Genomic DNA, 17,447 nt, shown 5'->3' on the forward strand with positions numbered 1-17,447 from the left:
ACTGCGGCGGCGAGAACCAAGCGAGGACGTTGGCGGGTTATGCCCGGCCTTTCTAGCCAGCTCGTGCTCATCAGCGGAGCTGCGGCACTGAGCTCCTGCCCTTGGGCACCGCCGTCAGGACGTATCCCTGGGCCACGGCGTTCTAACTCCGTCGCCTGCTCTATAGCTGGGCAACAAGCTCGACGTCGTCATCTCGGCGAGGGTGTTGCATCACGGACACGACTGCAGACGGACGTCGGTTAGTTAGGTGCGGGCGTTGGCTAGTGTGGCAGCACTGCCGGAGCGTCGTTCCTCGGCCGATCGTGCTGCTCCTGCCGCCGCTGCTCTTCGGCTTCGCGTCGCTGCCGGGCACGTTTTGCTTCGATCGCCGTTCGCGCTCAACTTGGTGCTGCCGCATGGCTTCATACCGGTACCGAGCTTCACCCCCGCATAGTTCAAGCACGCCTCGCTGATGTTCTGTCTTTCTCGGCTGCCTTCGGAGTTGTCTTTGCAGTTCGGTCAGCCGGTGCCGCGATGAAGGGGTGCTCGGAGAGCGTCTTGTGGACCTGGAGGCGCCACCCGTCCTTGAGGTCGCCAACTTGTAGGAACATGTCGGCGACGACACTGAGGAACCGTCGCTCGTCAGTGAGAGGGATGTCCGGAGCGGGATGCGGCCGGTGTTGCTCGACGGCAGAGTGGCCGGTAGGGACGAGGTCGAGCATGAGGTCGAGGGTGCAGGCTCGCACGCCCCGCTTGGCGTGGTCGGTCTCGTTCTCGCTGTGCACTATCTCGCAGCCCACGGCGCGCAGGCCGGCGGCTTGCAATGCGCCGAAGACGGCGGCCCAGGCGCGTGGGCTTCGGTTGGCGTAACTGAAGATGAGGTGTCCGTCCGGACGGAGCGTCCGACGAGCCTCCTTGAAGATGCGGCCCAGCAGCGCCTCGTAGGCGCCGTCGTCGGTGAGTTGGCCGGTGGCGCTGTTGACCACGGCTTCACCGGTGAGTGCCTCGTTGGTGAGCTTCTCGTTCGCCAGGCGAGCCCATGCACGCAAGGGGCCGGACAGTTCCGCGTACTGCACGTCGTCGTGATACGGCGGATCGGTCAGGACTAGATGCACCGAGTTTGACGGCAGGACCATGTGCTCGCTGCTACCTTCGACAACCCGTACGTCCCACTCGTTGATGGCAGTGGCCGGTGCGTTGGTGGTGAGCGGTCCTTGGACGAGCAGCTCACGTCCGGTCTTTCCCTGTAGCCAAGCCGCGGACTTGACGAGTTGGTTGAGGCGTCGCAAGACGGTTCCGCGCCCGCGGCCGACACCGCCCCAGACGTTGGGCTCGACGGCGAGGGTTGTGAGATTGAATCGATGGCCCGCCATTGATTCGAAGCTCTTGAGGTAGAACCGGTCCCATCGAGACAAATATCCGGCCATCTCGGCGCTGCCGACGACGGCCAGTTCCGCCGCGCGCACGACTGAAGGGTCTTTTGAACAGCGGCTCGCGAGGTCTAGCATCCGCTCGAGCATGTGGCGCTGCCGGTCCGGGTAAAGGTCCTGCCAGCGTCGGAACCCGTGACGGGTGAGCACGCTCGTTTCTTGGCCGGGCGGAATTGGTCCCAGGTCGTGAACCGGCTGCCATCCACCCGATTCGGCCTTCTCGCGTTCCGCGTCGGTCGGGATGTCGACCTCACGGGTGGTGCGGCTGGATCGGTCGACGAGGACGATCTCCCATTGCCAGGTTCTTGCCCGATCGGCGAGGCGGTCGGTTTTGCCGCATTCGCAGGTGATCGTTCGCATCGGCGTGTAGGTGGCTGCTGGCTCAACGAGGACGTGGCAGGTCGGGCAGCGTCGACGTTTGTCGGACATGGCTGGGAAGAGATGACCACGTCGACATGCCATCCACGCTTGAGGGTTTCCGCTCTCTTTGCGAACACGCAGCGACACAAGTGCGTGGGGGAACATGCGTGCGCGCCTACCGCAGCCGGTGCATTCGCCGGTTGCCACTCGGATCGTGTGGGAGACAACACCCCTGGTGCCGTCGGTAAGGGTCGTGCCGTAGGCGGCTTCGACCTCGGTGTGGATCCACTGCTCGATCGTCGACGCTGCCTCGCGGAGTTTGTCGGGTGCGGGTAGGCCGAGCATTGCGGTGAGTCCGGCGGCCGGCCAGGGGTTGAGGTCCTGGGCGTACACCTGGTGGCCCCGCGCGACGGCTGCGAGCGGGATCACGCCACCGCCGGCGAACATGTCAGCCACAAGCAGCCGACCGGGCATCATCGCGTTGAACGCATCGATGACCGCACCGTTGACGGCGCTGGTCCGCCGGGCCCACCAGCGGTAGGTGCTAACCGGGGGAAGGTGAATCTCCCGGTTGCGGCTCTCGGCTCGCGCTTCCGCACTGACCTTGAGGTAGTCGAGCCCGCCGAGAGGGCTGCGAAGTGGTTCATCCTGCGGGGACGACGGGGCCGACGGTGGCGGGTCGGTCGTTGGGGCCGTCATCGCGGTCATCGTTATCCTATGTTCGCTCACTTAACCGTCGGGCGTTCGTGTCACGTACGTGCGGGTGCGTGTCGTAGAGCCGAACGACTGATCATGTTACGGCGCTGTTCGCCTGATCGTGAGTCGCCCTAACTGGCTCTCGGTTCAGCCCGGTTCGTCCGGCTTTCGAAGCGGGAGACCGGGCCGGAGACATTGAGCGCTGATCGTGATCCGACATGACGACCAACGGCCTCGGAGTTGGCCTCCGCCGAGTGGCGGGTCTGCGGGGAGCGCTGCGGCGAAGTCGCTGTGGGTGAGCCATCCGGCGACCTGCATGACCGGTTCGCTGTTGGTGTAATCCTGTTCCCGCCGGGTGACCACCAGCGACCAACGCGGGTCACGTTCGGCGACTGTGGCCTCGTTTCGACTGATGAAGAATTCGACCCAGCCTGGTGGTGCCGAGGTGGCTTTGACCTCGAGCCGGTGACGCTGGCCGCTGGCATCGGGACTGGCAATGTCGTAGCCCAAGGTGTCGTCAATCAGGCTGACCTGGGCCACGTCGGGAAGCATGTGCTGCATGCCGGCGCTGCGCAGATGGGTCCGGCATGCATCGAGTACCGCCTGCTCGCCCTCGTCCCCGAACTCTTGCAGCACCTGAAGATCAACCTTCCGGGCCGCGGCAAGCAGCACCGCGTCGCGTTCGCGCTCGTCTTCGAAGGTCGAGGCAAGCGCCGTGGCGACGTCGTACGGCACAAGCTCCCAGCGGACCTCGTCGGTCGTCGCCATCTGCGCCAACCACACTTCGCGCTGGTCGGTCAGAATCCTAAAGAGCAGGGCCTCGACGAACGTGTCCACCGGCAACCGGGACATGGCCAAAAGGTCGTCGGACGGGACGATGAGGTGTCGCTGAGTGGCGAGCAGGCCCGCGCGGGCGAGCAGGCGTTCGCCTTCGGCGAGGCTGCGGTGATCGTGTAGCGCGCCCGTCGCGAGGCTCCGGTAGCTTCGGTCGAGGGCGTGCCGGGGCTCGCCGTCCGGCTTGAGCAGCCGGGCAACGTAGAACGCGGCCTGGAGATGACGGTGACTCGGATGGACCGGTAGCGGCTCGGACAGCACGGTTGCTCACTGTTCCTGGCCGTTGATATGGGCAAGCAACGCGGCCATGTCCGCATCGGTCTCGATCGGTGGTCCGTAGTCTTCGTCGTCGGGCAGGGACATCCGTACGAGCTCCTTGTCGTCCAAGGCGCGGGCAAGGTTGGTGGCCTTGTCCCGGATCCGGGTGTCGACGACCTGATCGACGGTGTCATTCGTGATCATGAAAAGCAGTGTCGTGCGCTGGCCGGGATCCATGCCGAGTCGATGGATGCGGTCGATGCTCTGCAGGTAATGGCCGGCGTTGAAGGTCCTGTCGAAGTAGATCGCGTCATGGCAGTCGTGGTGAAGGCTGACGCCCTCGCTCATCGCCGCTGGATTGGCCAGCAGCACTTTGCAGTCGTCGTCCTTCCGGAAACGGTGCAGCTCCGACTCCCGGGTGACCGCCGCATTCGGCGCACTTGTGACGGACGGAACCCCGCCATGGATCATGGCAGGCTGGTACTCGGCCAGCCACCGTTTCAGGCCTTCTAGGTTCGAGACGAAGTTCGACCACACCAGCGTCTTTCGAGGACCGGCCGGATCAGCGACGTTCTGAGCGATGATCTCCCGCAGGCGGGTGAACTTGGGGGGTGTCTCATAGCGGCCGTAACCGACGATCATCTCCCACAGACGGCTTCCGGGTTCGACTGGCAACGGTGGATGGGCGAACTCGCCGGGCAGGTCACGTGACCCAACCGCGAGCAGCTGGGGATTGCTCGCCGCCTCTAGCAGGTACATGACGATCGTGCCCATGCGTGCCAGCTCGACGCGGTCGTTCATCGACACGCGCAGCATGCCGGCGTAGCGATCGCGGAGACTTGAGTAGATCTCGCGCTGAAGGCCACTCAACGGGACCACGACCCGCCGCAGAGAGGGAGGCGGCAGCTCCAGCTCCTTCTTCGTGGTGCGCACGAAGAGCGGCTGGATGGCCCGATTGATTGCGTGGAGCGCTTCCGGCTGAGGGTTCGTCGCCAACGCCTCGGCCGGGATGATCCGTCGAGACTGCCCGGGCCACAGAAACTCGTACAGGGCGACGAAGTCCTGCACCGACTGCGGGGCGGGTGTCCCCGTCAGGATGTCCCGCCGGGAGGCGGAGAACGCGAGATCGAGACACGCGCTGCCATGCTGGCCGACACGACCGGCCTTCATCCGGTGTGCCTCATCGAGCAGCACCAAGGTCCGCCGTTTGCGGACCCATTTACTGAGCCCGCTGAGGTTCGCCGCCAGGCGGTGATAGTTGACCAGCAGAATCTCGGCGTCCTGGCTGCCCGGCGTCCCGAATACCTTGACGAGCGGTGCCATGCTCGGCTTAAAGCACTCCTCGACCTCGGTCTGCCACGCGTCGAACGCCGACAGCGGCGCAACGACCAAGAGCTGGTCGACCCTCTCGGCGCGATGCTCCGCCTCATAGACCGCGTATGCCACGGTTGTCTTGCCGGCGCCAGGTACAGAGAAGTTCGCGCCGTGCGGCAGACTGAGCAATTTGGCCGCGTCGCGAAGTTGGAACGGCTTGAGCGGCCTGGCGAAGCGGCTGCCGTCGAGCCGGCGCTGCACCTCGTCGGCGGTCACCGGCATGTTTTCCTGGCGGCGCGCACGCTCGAGCTGCCTGCGTTCACGCTTGATCGTGGTGATGATCGCTACGGCGTCGGGCGCCCATGCGATGTCGACGTTGTAGCGGTTGCAGGCCGGACCCAGCCAGCCAATGTTCTCGCGGAAGCGTTCAAGCGGCACCCGGACGGAGCGTGCCGGGTCGCCGTCGTAGCCCCACTCAACACGCAGCTGGCCCCAGAACACATCCGGGACAGCGCCGACCTTCTGGGCGAGGACCACGTTCGTCGCCGGGTCGAAGTCGAGCGAGATGGCCGGGCCGTCGGTCACAGTCGATTCTCCGCGGCGGCGAACCCGCGTTCTGCCAGGTAGTGCAGCAGCTCGTCGTGCGAGCGGAGGTAGGCTTCGAGCGCCTGTTCGAGCGCTGCCGGGTCCGGCTGATCGCCGTCGTCTTCAAGCTCGTTGTACGCCCGACGTACTCGGTCACACGCGGCGCCGGCAGCGTTTAGCTGTCGCCGTGGGATGTCCAGGGCGTCCTGACCCTGATCGTCCTGCGCCTTGCTGTCGGCCGCCGTTTGCATGGCAGTCTTGACTGCGTCGAAGAACGTATTTTTGGGCAATGTCGTGGTGCCCTCGTCGGTCGGCACCTCGACCTCTGCGTCCCAGTCGGTGTCAGCGTCGACCTTGCCCTGACGGACGAGCACGTCGAACAGCGGTTGTAGAGTGACCTCACCGCGTTGATCGACAGACAGGCTCTCGTCGAGGCCGTCGAGGATGGACAGTCCACCCAGGTCTGCGTGGGGGGCCTCCTGCTGTCCGATGGTAAGGGTCTTCGCGGCAGGCCGCAGGTTCGGCTGTTCCTCGAAGGCCTGGAGCACGTAGCTATCTAGATACGACTCGTCGATGTGCCGCACCCGGCGGTAGTCCATCCCTGCGAGAAGGCCGACGAGTTTCGCCTGCTTGACACGGCGCGCAGCATCAGGGCCCTTGCGCGCGACCATCCTCCGATAGGACTCGTCAATCTCGATTAAGTTTTGCCGGTCGTCATCAAAGTCCGGCCAGCGCAGCGCCCCACTGCTTGCGGCGATCAGTTCTTCGATAATCTGCCGAAGCCGGTCCTCGGCCTCCACCTCATCGGCGGCTGCACGTCGATCCTTTGGCGACGTCGGATCGTAGTGCGGCTTCATCTGCACGCCGATTTCGTCTGGTTTTAGCCCGGAGTCCAGCAGATCCTTGATGAAGAGCAACTGGTTTGTGAAAGAGTATGGCTGCTGGTAGTTTCGCCGCATCTGGAAGTTGAACTCCAGCTGCATGATCTCGGTACTGTCGGCGTTGTCCGGCAGGACTTGTACCTTGATGAATGCAAAGGCTTTCTCGTGCGGAAGCTCCTCATGCAGGTCGCGCAGGGCGACCGCTCTGGTGTTGGCGTTGATTAGCACGCCCTCGTGCGTGATAAGCCCTGGCTCGCGCTGCTTCTCGTGGCGAATCATGGCCTTGACCTCGTCATACCCGCTGGTCTGCCGAATGAGGTCGGCCAGTAGTCGCTGCGCCTCGTCGCTATGCGGGTTGGTCTCGATGATGGCGCCACTCGCACCGAGGCTCTCGACCTGGGCGCGCACGCGGTGCGTACGGTGGTTCAGCAAGACATCACCTACTGGGACCCTAACCGCCGGGAGAATGATGTTCTCGCCGCGCCATTCGAACGGTCTACGCTCGTCCTGGTCGGTGACTGCCGCCTTGGCCGCCGCGATGATCTCGCGCCTGGCGTGCTGGGTCAGCGAGTTCATGAGGGGACCTCCAATGGATCGTCAACCGACGAGGTGGGTTATGCGTCGCTATTCTGCCTGATCGGTATGACACCGTCACCCTGTGCAACCATGGCGCTGAGCGCGTCCGCCAGCTCAGGGACTGTCCGCTCCGTATAGATTCGTCCGTAGAATGGACGAACAAGCTCGGCCGTGGTGTTCCGTTCCGCCCAGCCCGGGCCCACCAAAACCACGCTGCAGTCGATGCCGAGGCGCGCCGGAAGCGTTCCAAGCCTGGCTCCGCTCTTCCTTGCCGTTCCGCCGTCACGTGCGACCGAGACCGCGACAGCGTGCGTCAGCGCCGGCGAATGCACTAACACGGCGAGTTGCCCGCCCTCGTTACGGCCGTCCTCCGCGGCAGCCGCCGGGTTGGCTCCCACGCGCGTCAACAGCTCCCGTGACGCCGCGTTCATCGCAAGCCGGTGATACGGCACCGACCGCTCGTCAAGCAGCTCGCACAGGGAGGTCGTTACCGCAGCTTGCACCTTCTTGCCCGTGCTGCTCCTGTGGGCGACCCATGCACTGCCAACCGCTCTCTGGGTCAGCAGAAGCTCATACGGGACGCCGTGAACCCGCATCTGCTCAACCAACGCCCATCCGCGCTGCCGCCCAGGCTCGTCATCGATGTCAGGCAGCAGATGTTCAACCGGCCGGGCCGGCTGGGCAGCAGGACTGCTCGCCGTCACTCGGCCGGTGATGACCGCGTCGATGACGTCAAACACGGCCCTCAACTGGTCGTTCTTCCACCTCCCACGTAGGTCAGTGGGGACGGACGCATCCCTTACTCTGGCGCGCAGATCCCGGTAGGACAAGCCCGCTGCTGCGCAGAGCACTGTCACGACGTTGCGGTCGTCCTCTTGGGCAGCGATGACGGCGGCCAGAGTCACGCTCGCCAGAGTCCGAGTTGCGGTCCTAGCGGCCAGCGCGTCAAGGGCGGCCCTGTACTGCGCCGGACGCAACACCTCATCAAGCGCGAGAAGCTCCTGGCTCGGATCCAGCTCCGAAACCACCTCGGCCCGGCAGACCTGCCGGATCACCCGGCCAGCCAGTCCTCGGACATCGGCCATCGGCGCCTGATCCTCAATCGTCAGCAACGAAGCCAACAGGTTCGGCAGATCGATCGGCCGGGACACCGCGCGCTCCTCGCTGAGCCACGCCAGCGCATCCTTGGTCGACGACCTCCGGGTGACTTTCCTGACGTACGCCTCGGCGTCTTGCAGCTCCAACGTAAATCCTTTCGCACGCACGAGACGAACACCCGGCCCACTCCGACATGCGCGGTGATCATCGACGCCGGGGACGACGACCGGCAAGGCGGCCCGGATGCCGATTGTGCCGTACAACGATGGATACGTCTCACCCCGAAGGTCGGACGGGCGGCCCGGCCAGCAGGACGAACAGCACGAGGCGTGGCCGCAACGGAATCCACCGCCTGGCCACCAGGTCAATGGGCAAGCAGGCGACCGATATTCGTTTCCGTGATGACCCTACCGTCGGCCTGCATCCCCGGCCTCCACCCCTGAACGATGCTCACCACGGCCAGCCCCTGCGGGAGGCCCGCCGAGACGAACTCGCCTTGTATCGGCACCTGGGGCCATCCACCGTCGGTGCGGTCACCTGGCGATGGCCGCCCTCGCCGCCCTGGCGATCTGCGCCGCCGACGCCGCCGACGAACCATGTCCTAATACGGCAGCCGCCGTTTGGGATCTTGCTGCTCAGGCGGGGTGGACGCGAGACGGCCACAGCGTGATCGTCTGTGCATTGTGGACACAACATCAGTTCGGGCGGTGGTCGCGCGCCACAGCGTAGCCGTTGCTGAGTGGGAACGGGTGTTGGCCGGGGTGCTCGGGTGCTTTGCGGGTCGGTTCGGGCGGGTCGAGCCGCGTCGCGCGGCGCCGGGTTCGTGACGGGGCTGCTGTCTGACCTTGAGGTCAAGACGTGCTGGCAGTTGGCGGAGCAGGCCGGGGGCACGCCCGGCCGGATGGGATGCAACGGCTGCTGTACCGGGCGGTGTGGGACGCCGACGCCGTCCTTGATGACCTGCGGCTCTGGTCGCCGGCCGGTTCGGTGACCCGGACGCGGTCCTGATCCTGGACGAGACGAGGGACCTGAAGAAGGGCACCCACACCGTCGGGGTGCAGCGGCAGTACACGGGCACGGCCGGGCGGATCGAGAATAGCCAGGTTGGGGTGTTCCTGGCCTATGCCAGCGCACACGGGCACACCTTGATCGATCGACGCGTGTATCTGCCGGTGTCGTGGACCGACGACCGTGACCGCTGCGCCGCAGCGGGGTGCCCGACGAGATCGGCTCCGCGACCCGGTCTGAGCTGGCCGCCGACATGATCGCCGCAGCCCTCGATGCCGGTGTCCCGGCGGGGTGGGCCGCCGCGGACGAGGCCTACGGCAACAGCACCGTGTTCCGCGCTCACCTGCGCGAACACAGGCTCGGCTACATCCTGGCGGTCTCCCGCAGCCACCTGGTCCCGCTCGACGGCGGCAAGACCCGCGTCCGCGCCGACCGGACCGCCGCAGACCTGCCCACATCAGCATGGCAACGTCGCTCAGCCGGCGCCGGGTCCAAGGCCCACGCTTCTACGACTGGGCCTGGCTCGACGACGTGTGCACCGACGCCGACCCCGACGACGACGGCCGGCACAGCCTGCTGATCGGCCGCAACACCACCACCGGTGAACTGGCCTTCTACCGCTGCTGGACTCCCAAGCCGGCCACCCTCGCTCAACTCGTCCGAGTCGCCGGGATCCGCTGGACCGTCGAGGAACGCTTCCAGGCCGCCAAAAGCCAGGTCGGCCTGGACCAGCACCAGGTCCGCCGCTGGGACTCCTGGCACCGCTTCACCCCCTCGCCCTGGCCGCGCTCGCCGTCCTAGCGATCTGCGCCGCCGGCCGCTTAGCCGTCCGGTAGCCGACGCTACCTTGCCGCCGCGCTACGTGTTTCTGCCGGCCCGGCCCATCGCGGTTTGCTCCGAGGAGACCGACGCGCTGCTGGCAGCCGACAGCGAGGCCGATCTCGACGACAGGGATGGAGATGCGACGCCACCACACATGGCTGATGGCCGGACTTGGCCGCCGCAGCCTTCCGGGATCGGGCAGCTTCTGGGCTCGGGCCTGTGCCTTGTGCGGCTCGGCGGTAACCGCACACTGGAGCGGTGAACTTGCTCGGGTACTTCAAGACGACGACGGCGAGCCTGGATGAGGTAAGCCCGACGGTGTGGAACTCCGCCGCGAAGACTGACCACTACGCTGATCCGGCCGCGAACTACCAGGGTGCCGTCTTGGAGCAGTACAAGATGTATGTGGAGATGGCCGACCGGGTCAGCGCCCGGCGGGCGCTGACGAACACCTTCTTCCTCACCCTCAATACGCTGATCGCTACGCTCGGCGGCACGCTCGGGAAGGAACTGGCCGTCGTCGACGTCCGCTACCTGGCCGTGCCTACGGTCGCGCTGCTCGTGCAGTGCGCCGCGTGGTTCTGGCTGCTGCGGTCCTACCGGCAGCTGAACTCGGCGAAGTACATCGTGGTCGGGGCGCTGGAGGAGCGGTTGCCGGCCTCGCCGTATTGGCGCGCCGAGTGGAAGGCGCTCGGCGAGGGGCGCGACCCGTCGAGGTACTGGCCGCTGACGCACCTAGAACAGTGGATTCCGGCCTCCTTCGCCGTGGTGTATGTCGCGGGCTTCATCACGGCGGCCGTCGTCTGACCATGGCCCTGTCCGCTTCCCGACAATTGCCGGAGCATCGCTCCGGCACACTGTCATGGGACTTGGGGGCGAGGGCGTACGGCGGATGACTTTTCTGTTCTTCCTGAGCTACAGCGGCGAGGACGCGCGGGGTGGCTACGTGGACGAGTTCTACGCGGACCTCGCCGACGTGCTCATGAGGCGCACCACGGAGCCAGAGGACAGCATCGGCTTCCAGTACACGGGCATGCGCGAGGGGACCCTGTGGCGCCCCGAGGTCGCCGACGTCCTCCGCACCTGCCGCGTCTTCGTCCCGCTCTATTCACCGCGCTACTTCCGTACCCGGTTCTGTGGGCAGGAGTGGGGCGCCTTCGCCGAGCGGCAGCGGGCCTACGAACAGCGCCAGGGGTGCCTGCCGGAGCTGATCGTCCCGGTGCTCTGGGAAACCGTCTTCGCAGGTGACGCCGATCAGATCCCCCGGATCGCCGCTGACGTGTGGGCGAAAAGCAAGGAGCTTGCCGGCCCGTACCAGCAGTTCGGGCTGCGCCGGCTCGTCAAGCTGAAGACCCGGTTCGGCGATGCCTACGACGATGTGGTCGAGCACCTCGCCGGTGTGATCATCGAGGCCGCACGCCAGTACGAGTTGCCGGCCAGCGACGATCCGCTCGACTTCGACGCCGCCCCCAACGTATTCGAGTCGACGGACTGCGGCACCGAGGCGCTGGTACCGGCGCAACGGGTCGGGGAGTCGGCCGGTGGCGGCCCGCGTCACGTGCACCTGGTGGTGGCCGCGCCGACCGTGACCGAGGCGGCCCAGCAGCGCACCGATGTCGTCTCCTATGGAAACCGGTCGGAAGACTGGATGCCGTACCGGCCAGTGGAGCCGAGGCCGGTCGTTCGCTGTGCCATGCGTGTAGCTGAGGAGCAGGACCTGACACCACATCCCGTCGGAGTGCTTGACCGATTGTCGGAACTGCTGGACAAGGCCGAGGCGGACGGCGAGTTGGTCGTCCTGCTGGTGGACGCCTGGGCGACCCGCATTCCCGCCTACACTGAGGCACTGACCCCCTACGACAGCCGCCTGTACGGCAACTGTGGGGTGCTGTTGCCGTGGAACCCGGCGGACGAGGAGAACAAGGCGCACGAGAAGGAGCTACACAGTTCGGTGCTGTCCGTGTTCAACCGAAACGCGCGCCTGCCGCATCCAACGTTCCGCGGCGCGCTGCACTCGGTGGACGACTTCATGCAGGCGCTGCGCGAGGTGCTCGTCAGGATCCAGAGTTTTGTGTTCGAGCAGCACGATGTGCCGGAGCTGGCGAACGTGGGCGCGTTCGTGGCGCGACCACAGCTCGAAGGGCCGGGTGCCCGCTGATGACGGTCGATGCCGGCGGCGGCCGGATTTTCACTCTCTACTCGTACAAGGGTGGCACGGGGCGCTCGATGGCCCTGGCCAATATCGCGTGGATCCTCGCGAGCAACGGCAAGCGGGTGCTCGCGGTCGACTGGGATCTGGAGGCACCCGGTCTGCACCGGTACTTCCACCCGTTCCTGCCAGACAAGGAGTCCAGCTCCACGCCAGGGCTGATGGACATGCTATGGAACTACGCCAGCGCCGTGGTGGACTCCGGGCAGTCACGGCACGACGGCTGGCGTGAGGCGTACGCCGACGTGCTGGAGCACGTGGTGTCGCTGCGCCAGCCCTTCCCCGGCGACGGTGTGGTGGACCTGCTCACTGCGGGCCAGCAGGACCGCTCGTACGCCAGCCGGGTCTCGTCGTTCGACTGGGGGAACTTCTACGACCGCCTGCACGGCGGCTCCTTCATCGAAGAGATGAAGCGCAGTATGCGCCGGCACTACGATTACGTGCTCATCGACAGCAGGACCGGGCTGAACGACGCCTCGGGGATCTGCACAGTCCAGCTGCCCGACACGCTCGTCATCTGCTTCACGCTGAGCAGCCAAAGCGTCAATGGCGCCCTCGCCGTTGCCGATTCGGCGCTGCGCCAACGCCGGGCGGACGACCTGCGCGTCCTGCCCGTGCCCATGCGTGTCGAGGACGGGGAAACGAGCAGGCTGGAGGCGGGACGCAGCTACGTCCGGTCCGGGTTCCGCCGTTTCCTTCGGGGATACGACCATGAGCAGCGCGACCGCTACTGGGGCGATGTTGAGATCCCCTACAAGGTCTTCTACGCGTACGAGGAGATCCTGGCAACCGTCGGCGACCGGCCTCGCCAGGAGGGCTCACTGTTGGCCGCCTACGAACGGCTCACGGCCCACCTGACCGAGGGACAGGTCCAGGAACTCGTCCCCCTCGACGACATCGACCGTGAAGTGCTGATCAAGCGTTTCTGGCGGCCCGCAGCCCGACGCGGTCTGTACGACTTCTACATCAGCCACGTCCCCTCCGATCAGCAGTGGGCCGAGTGGATCGCTGCGCACCTGGAGCGGGCCGGGTACCGCGTCTGGCTGAATAGGTGGGAAGTGCGCCCGGGCTCGCGGTGGCCCGACGAGATCGAAAAGGCGATCCTGGCCAGCGACGCCGTACTCGCCCTGCTATCGCCCGCCGCGGTCCGCAGCACGGCGGTCCAGCAGGAGTGGCGGCTCGCCCGGGACGTCGATCCCGGCGGCGAGTCCGGTCGCCTAGTCCCGGTCGAAGTCGTCGAGTGCGTCGTGCCGCACGCGCTGCGCGACCTGCAGGGCGTGCGGCTCGCTGGCGAATACGAGCCGGCCGCCCGCCAGCGCCTGCTCACCGCAGCGCAGCAGATCCAGGCGCCCTCCGGCGGCCACCTGTACCACCGCGACCACCGTCCACCCGCGAGGTTCCCCGGCCAGCCGCCCGACGTGTCGAACCTGCCCTCCCGACCCCGACCCTTCATCGGGCGCGACGAGGAAATCTACGCCCTCTGGAGCGGCTTCCACCACTCGAACGCCCGTAGCCAGGCGATCTGCGGATTGGCCGGCATCGGCAAGACGGCCACTGCCCTGGAATTCGCCCATCGCTACGCGCACGAGTACGAGGTGGTGTGGTGGATGCGCGCCACCCGGCCGGAGGACGCCGTCGACGGGCTAGCGCACCTGGCCGCCGCGCTCGGCCTTCCCGCGACGGGCGCCGCAGACAGCGGGGCGCTGCGCAGTGAGCTGCGGCGACAGCGGCGCGTTCTGCTGGTTTTCGACGACGCGGAAGCGCTCCCCGAGGCGGTGCCCACCTTGCCAGAAACGGTCGACGTCCTGCTCACGTCGCGGCTTCGCGACTGGGAGGCGGGAGTCGCCGAGCACCACCTGCACCCATTGTCTACCGACGCGGCGCAGGCGCTGCTGCGCGCCATGCATCACACCCTATTGGAGCGAGAGGCCCAGAAACTTCTCGACTGGTCCGCCGGGCTGCCGCTCGCGCTCGTCACGGGCGCCGCGTCCCTCGACCTGACGAACTCGATCTGGCAGGACAGCCGCAAAGGCTTGCGGCGGGACGACGAGACCGGCCACAGCCAACTCCTCGCCCCGTTCTGGTCCTGGGCACGCAACCGCCTGGAGACAGAGTCGCCAGCCGCCGCCGAACTCATACAGGTCCTCGCATTTTTCGCACCCCGCCCAGTACCGTTCCGCGTCTTCACCGACACGCCGGCGGCCGTCAACGATCCGGGGTTGCGCAAGGCGCTGGCCGTCCCGTCGGCGTTCGCCGCCGTCCTCAGCACGCTGCACCGGCACCACCTGGCCGAGCTGGCGGACGATCACCTCCTGGTGCACCCGCTGCTGCAGGCTGCCGTCCAGGACGACCTGACACCCGCCGCCGAGAAGTCGCTGCGGGGTCAGGTCGAACGCCTCCTCGTGTCGGCCCCGCTAGGAGACGCCAGCGACCCCGCCAACTGGCCCCGGTACGCCGAGCTGCTCCCACACGTGCTTGCCAGCGACTGGGCCCAGGGACCGGCGCTGCGCGCCCTCGTGCTCCGCCTGCCTGGATACCTGATGGCCAGCGGGTCCGTCCGACCGGCCCGGCAACTCGCCACCACGATCGTCGACCGGTTCACCACGCTGCTCGGCCAGGAGCAAGTGGCGACCGCCGACGCGCTGCACGTGCTCGCCGCGGTGACATGGGAGGACGGGGACGACGAAGCCGCGTTGGCCCTCACCCAGCGGCTGCGGGATCTGCGCCGTCGCCTCCTCGGCGAAGACCACCCGGACACCCTGGCCACAATGAACAACCTGGCCGTCCTGCTCTGGAGCAAAGGCGACCACGAGCACGCTCTGGCCGTCAGCGAGGAACTGCTTCAGCGTCGACAGACACTGCTCGGGCCGGACCATCCCCACACCATCGTCGCCCTAGGGAATCGCGCCACCATCCTGTACGCGCTCGGTCGTTACGACGAAGCTGCTGACTGCGAGCAGAGGGTGTACGCCAGCCGCAGAGAAACCCTTGGCGAGCGACACCCGGTGACCCTCGCGTCCCTAGGCAACCTCGCGGCGCTCCAGGCAAGCCGCGGGCACCCAGATGAGGCGTCGGCGATGTACGAGCGGCTCGTCGCGGCGTACCGGGCTGCACTCGGTGCCGACCACCCGAACACCCTGCGCGCCCAGTTCCACCTCAGCCGAGCCATGATCCGCGCGGGCAACCTCACCGACGGTCGGAAACTGCTCGAAGCCACGCTCGACCAGCAGCGGCGGTGCCTCGGGAACCACCCGGACATGGTGGCGTCCCAAAGCCTGCTGGCGGAGCTAGCGGAGTCCTGGTGAGACCGGACGAAGGGAAGGAGGTCACCGGGTGGACGCGGACGTGATGGCCCTCGCGAGGCAAGCGGGGCAGGCGCTGGTCGCGGCCATGGCCTCGGATGCGTGGGCGGTGGTCCGGGACGGCCTTACCCGGGTTTACGCCCGGCTCGACGAGAGCCGCGCCAAGGAGGTCGCGGCGGCTCTGGAGGACTCTCGGAGCAGCGTGCTCGCCGGCCGGTCCTCGCCGGAGTTCGTGGCGACCCGGTGGCAGGGACGCCTCGAAGCCTTGCTGGAGGTGTATCCGAACCAGGCGGAGCGGTTGCGCGACGTCGTCGTGCACGCCACCTCGCTGGCCGGCGCCGACTTCGGCCGCCAGGCTGGCGGCGGCACGTCCACGTCGGGGAACGGCCAGATCATCGCCTCCAACACCGGTGGTGGCATCATCTGGTCGTGATCCGGGCGGAAGCACCCCGCCGCCGGCCCGTCCGGGATGACCCGTCGCGGTGCAGGACGTCGGGGTGGAGTTCCCACCGGTACACAGCTGGTTGCTCCGTGGCTGCTCGGATGTCGGGGAACTGGCACGGACGCGGCGGGATTAGGACGGAATATCGGCCTGCCCTAGCAAGGCGTCGGGAATTCATATCAGCCGATGTGCAGCCGGGACCTGCGGGGCCGTGGCCGGATTGGCTCGGACGTGATCGGACAGCACCGGACTCGCATTACTCTCTGCAAGATCATCTGACTACGGATCAGATGCTCTGCTGATGGTGGCCCGGACCCTATCGGTGGTCTAGCGCCTGCGCCTGCTTTATGACGGGTTGCCGTTGGGTGGCGTCTCCAGGCTGTGGGGGATCATCGCGCTGTGCGCCGGCTGCGAGGCGACGGTCAACCTTTGATCTTGGTGATGTGCGCGGTGTGTGCTCTCCAGCCGGGGTCACCCTAGGTCAACCGGTGCCAGTTCGGGTCAACCGGTACCAAGGAGCATGATCCCTAGCTCGCCCGTGTGATCCACGTGTGGTCATCGGCTGGGCCGATCGGCCGGGACAATGCAGGCCAACGCGGGCCACTCCCTGCCATCCCGGGTCAGCCCGCAGGTCGCTAGACTGGGCGCTCGCGCCCTCGTAGCTCAGGGGATAGAGCAACGGTTTCCTAAACCGTGTCTCGCAGCGGCAAGTCAGATAAGGCCGAGCCAGTGCAATGCAAGAGCCACGAACCCGCGCACGACCGGTTCCCACCCGGGTGCGTTGGCATCGACGTCCGAGCTGGCGGGCGGTGAGGACGTCGAGGGCCCGGCCGGGTAGCTGGTCGCCGAGCCGGCGTACGTCGACGGCCGGCCCGTACGCGTGGTGCAGCGATTCCCACGGGACTTGGTCGAGCCCGGCCAGCGGGTCGGTCAGTTGATCCATCTAGCGGTTCTACCAGGGCGGGCGGATAGGAACGGCGCCGTCAGGTGGTGAGGTCATGTGAGCGGGATGCCGTCATAGGGCGGGTCGTGTTGAGGGGCCATGCGTCGTTGCCGGGGTCCGGGTCGCGGCGCATCGGGTGGATGGTTGGTCCGTCCGGGAGTGTGATCGTCGGGCGTGCGGTGTAGCCGTGGCGGGCGTACAGGTCTTGGGCTGCGGTGGTGGTGTCGGTCCAGGAGGGTAGGTCGACGCGGTCGATGCGGCTGCGGTGGTGGTCGAGCATCGCGGTTCCCCGCCCGGTGCGCTGCGCGTCGGGGTGCACGGCGAGGAATGCCAGGTGGTGGTGGGGTTCGGTCGGTCGCCGTAGAGACAGCGTCTGCTCGAGGATGTCGAAGCGGTCGGCGCGTGGGCCGGCGGCGTCGGCCAGTCGGATCTGATAGTTGGCGGGTGGGGGTATCGGCCGGTAGCGGTGGAAGCCGACGGTGGCGGCGGTGAGGTCGTCGGTGAGGTAGATGTCGCCGAAGAACATGGCGTGTTCCACCCAGATGGCGAGGACGTCGGCGAGGATGCGGCGGCGTTGTGCCGGGTCGGGTACGAGCCAGGCGGCGAGTGGGCTGGGGTGCAGGGCGTCGGCGATGAGGGCGGCGACGGCGTCCTTGTCGGCCCAGCGGGCGGCGCGGATGCGGGGGACGGTGTCCATGGGGGAGCTGTCT

General features: G+C 67.0%; 11 protein-coding genes and 1 pseudogene. 6 read left to right on the forward strand and 6 right to left on the reverse strand.

What is annotated here, in order from left to right; all coding sequences use genetic code 11:
* Positions 1-434 precede the first annotated feature (434 nt).
* From DLJ47_RS28200 to DLJ47_RS28220, 5 genes are all read right to left on the reverse strand, one after another.
* On the reverse strand, positions 435-2,477 hold the full coding sequence (locus tag DLJ47_RS28200) for a hypothetical protein (RefSeq protein ID WP_109904431.1): 2,043 nt from the start codon (positions 2,475-2,477) through the stop codon (positions 435-437).
* 135 nt (positions 2,478-2,612) lie between these two features.
* The gene (locus tag DLJ47_RS28205) at positions 2,613-3,560 is read right to left on the reverse strand and encodes a DUF3883 domain-containing protein (RefSeq protein WP_109904433.1); all 948 of its coding nucleotides are present in this window, start codon (positions 3,558-3,560) and stop codon (positions 2,613-2,615) included.
* Positions 3,561-3,566: 6 nt separating this feature from the next.
* Positions 3,567-5,456 (reverse strand): DEAD/DEAH box helicase, encoded by a 1,890-nt coding sequence (locus tag DLJ47_RS28210; protein ID WP_109904435.1) that lies wholly within the window; start codon positions 5,454-5,456, stop codon positions 3,567-3,569.
* Positions 5,453-6,913, reverse strand: a complete 1,461-nt coding sequence (locus tag DLJ47_RS28215) for a hypothetical protein (RefSeq protein ID WP_109904437.1) — start codon at positions 6,911-6,913, stop codon at positions 5,453-5,455. The genes DLJ47_RS28210 and DLJ47_RS28215 overlap by 4 nt, the downstream gene beginning before the upstream one ends.
* Positions 6,914-6,951: 38 nt before the next feature.
* Entirely contained in the window at positions 6,952-8,157 is a 1,206-nt protein-coding gene (locus DLJ47_RS28220; RefSeq protein ID WP_109904439.1) for a hypothetical protein, read from the reverse strand.
* Between the two features lie 603 nt (positions 8,158-8,760).
* Between DLJ47_RS28220 and DLJ47_RS28225 the strand changes: the two are divergent.
* The 6 genes and pseudogenes from DLJ47_RS28225 to DLJ47_RS28250 all read left to right on the forward strand — a co-directional run bounded on the left by DLJ47_RS28225 (position 8,761) and on the right by DLJ47_RS28250 (position 15,785).
* A pseudogene (locus DLJ47_RS28225) lies at positions 8,761-9,855 on the forward strand (IS701 family transposase).
* A 26-nt stretch (positions 9,856-9,881) separates the two neighbouring features.
* A complete protein-coding gene (locus DLJ47_RS28230; RefSeq protein WP_109904441.1) occupies positions 9,882-10,103 on the forward strand; it encodes a hypothetical protein in 222 nt (73 codons plus the stop codon).
* Positions 10,100-10,648 (forward strand): RipA family octameric membrane protein, encoded by a 549-nt coding sequence (locus tag DLJ47_RS28235; protein WP_199236033.1) that lies wholly within the window; start codon positions 10,100-10,102, stop codon positions 10,646-10,648. Before DLJ47_RS28230 ends, DLJ47_RS28235 begins: the two co-directional genes overlap by 4 nt.
* An 85-nt stretch (positions 10,649-10,733) precedes the next feature.
* A complete protein-coding gene (locus DLJ47_RS28240; RefSeq protein ID WP_158289904.1) occupies positions 10,734-11,999 on the forward strand; it encodes a TIR-like protein FxsC in 1,266 nt (421 codons plus the stop codon).
* Positions 11,999-15,355, forward strand: coding sequence for an FxSxx-COOH system tetratricopeptide repeat protein (gene fxsT, locus DLJ47_RS28245; RefSeq protein WP_109904445.1), 3,357 nt, complete (start codon positions 11,999-12,001; stop codon positions 15,353-15,355). The genes DLJ47_RS28240 and fxsT overlap by 1 nt, the downstream gene beginning before the upstream one ends.
* Positions 15,356-15,383: 28 nt before the next feature.
* Positions 15,384-15,785 (forward strand): hypothetical protein, encoded by a 402-nt coding sequence (locus DLJ47_RS28250; RefSeq protein WP_109904447.1) that lies wholly within the window; start codon positions 15,384-15,386, stop codon positions 15,783-15,785.
* Between the two features lie 992 nt (positions 15,786-16,777).
* Here the strand turns inward: DLJ47_RS28250 and DLJ47_RS28255 are convergent.
* The coding region (locus tag DLJ47_RS28255) for a GNAT family N-acetyltransferase (RefSeq protein ID WP_342447653.1) at positions 16,778-17,447 on the reverse strand (670 nt) is incomplete at its 5' end.

The sequence above is a fragment of the Micromonospora sp. S4605 genome, from assembly GCF_003176715.1.
Classification (GTDB): domain Bacteria; phylum Actinomycetota; class Actinomycetes; order Mycobacteriales; family Micromonosporaceae; genus Micromonospora; species Micromonospora echinaurantiaca.

Bases quoted from the DNA above. Each gene is read 5' to 3' on its own strand.
- DLJ47_RS28215 (WP_109904437.1), bottom strand. From the start codon at position 6,913: ATGAACTCGCTGACCCAGCACGCCAGGCGCGAGATCATCGCGGCGGCC.
- DLJ47_RS28240 (WP_158289904.1), top strand. From the start codon at position 10,734: ATGACTTTTCTGTTCTTCCTGAGCTACAGCGGCGAGGACGCGCGGGGT.
- DLJ47_RS28200 (WP_109904431.1), bottom strand. From the start codon at position 2,477: ATGACCGCGATGACGGCCCCAACGACCGACCCGCCACCGTCGGCCCCG.
- fxsT (WP_109904445.1), top strand. From the start codon at position 11,999: ATGACGGTCGATGCCGGCGGCGGCCGGATTTTCACTCTCTACTCGTAC.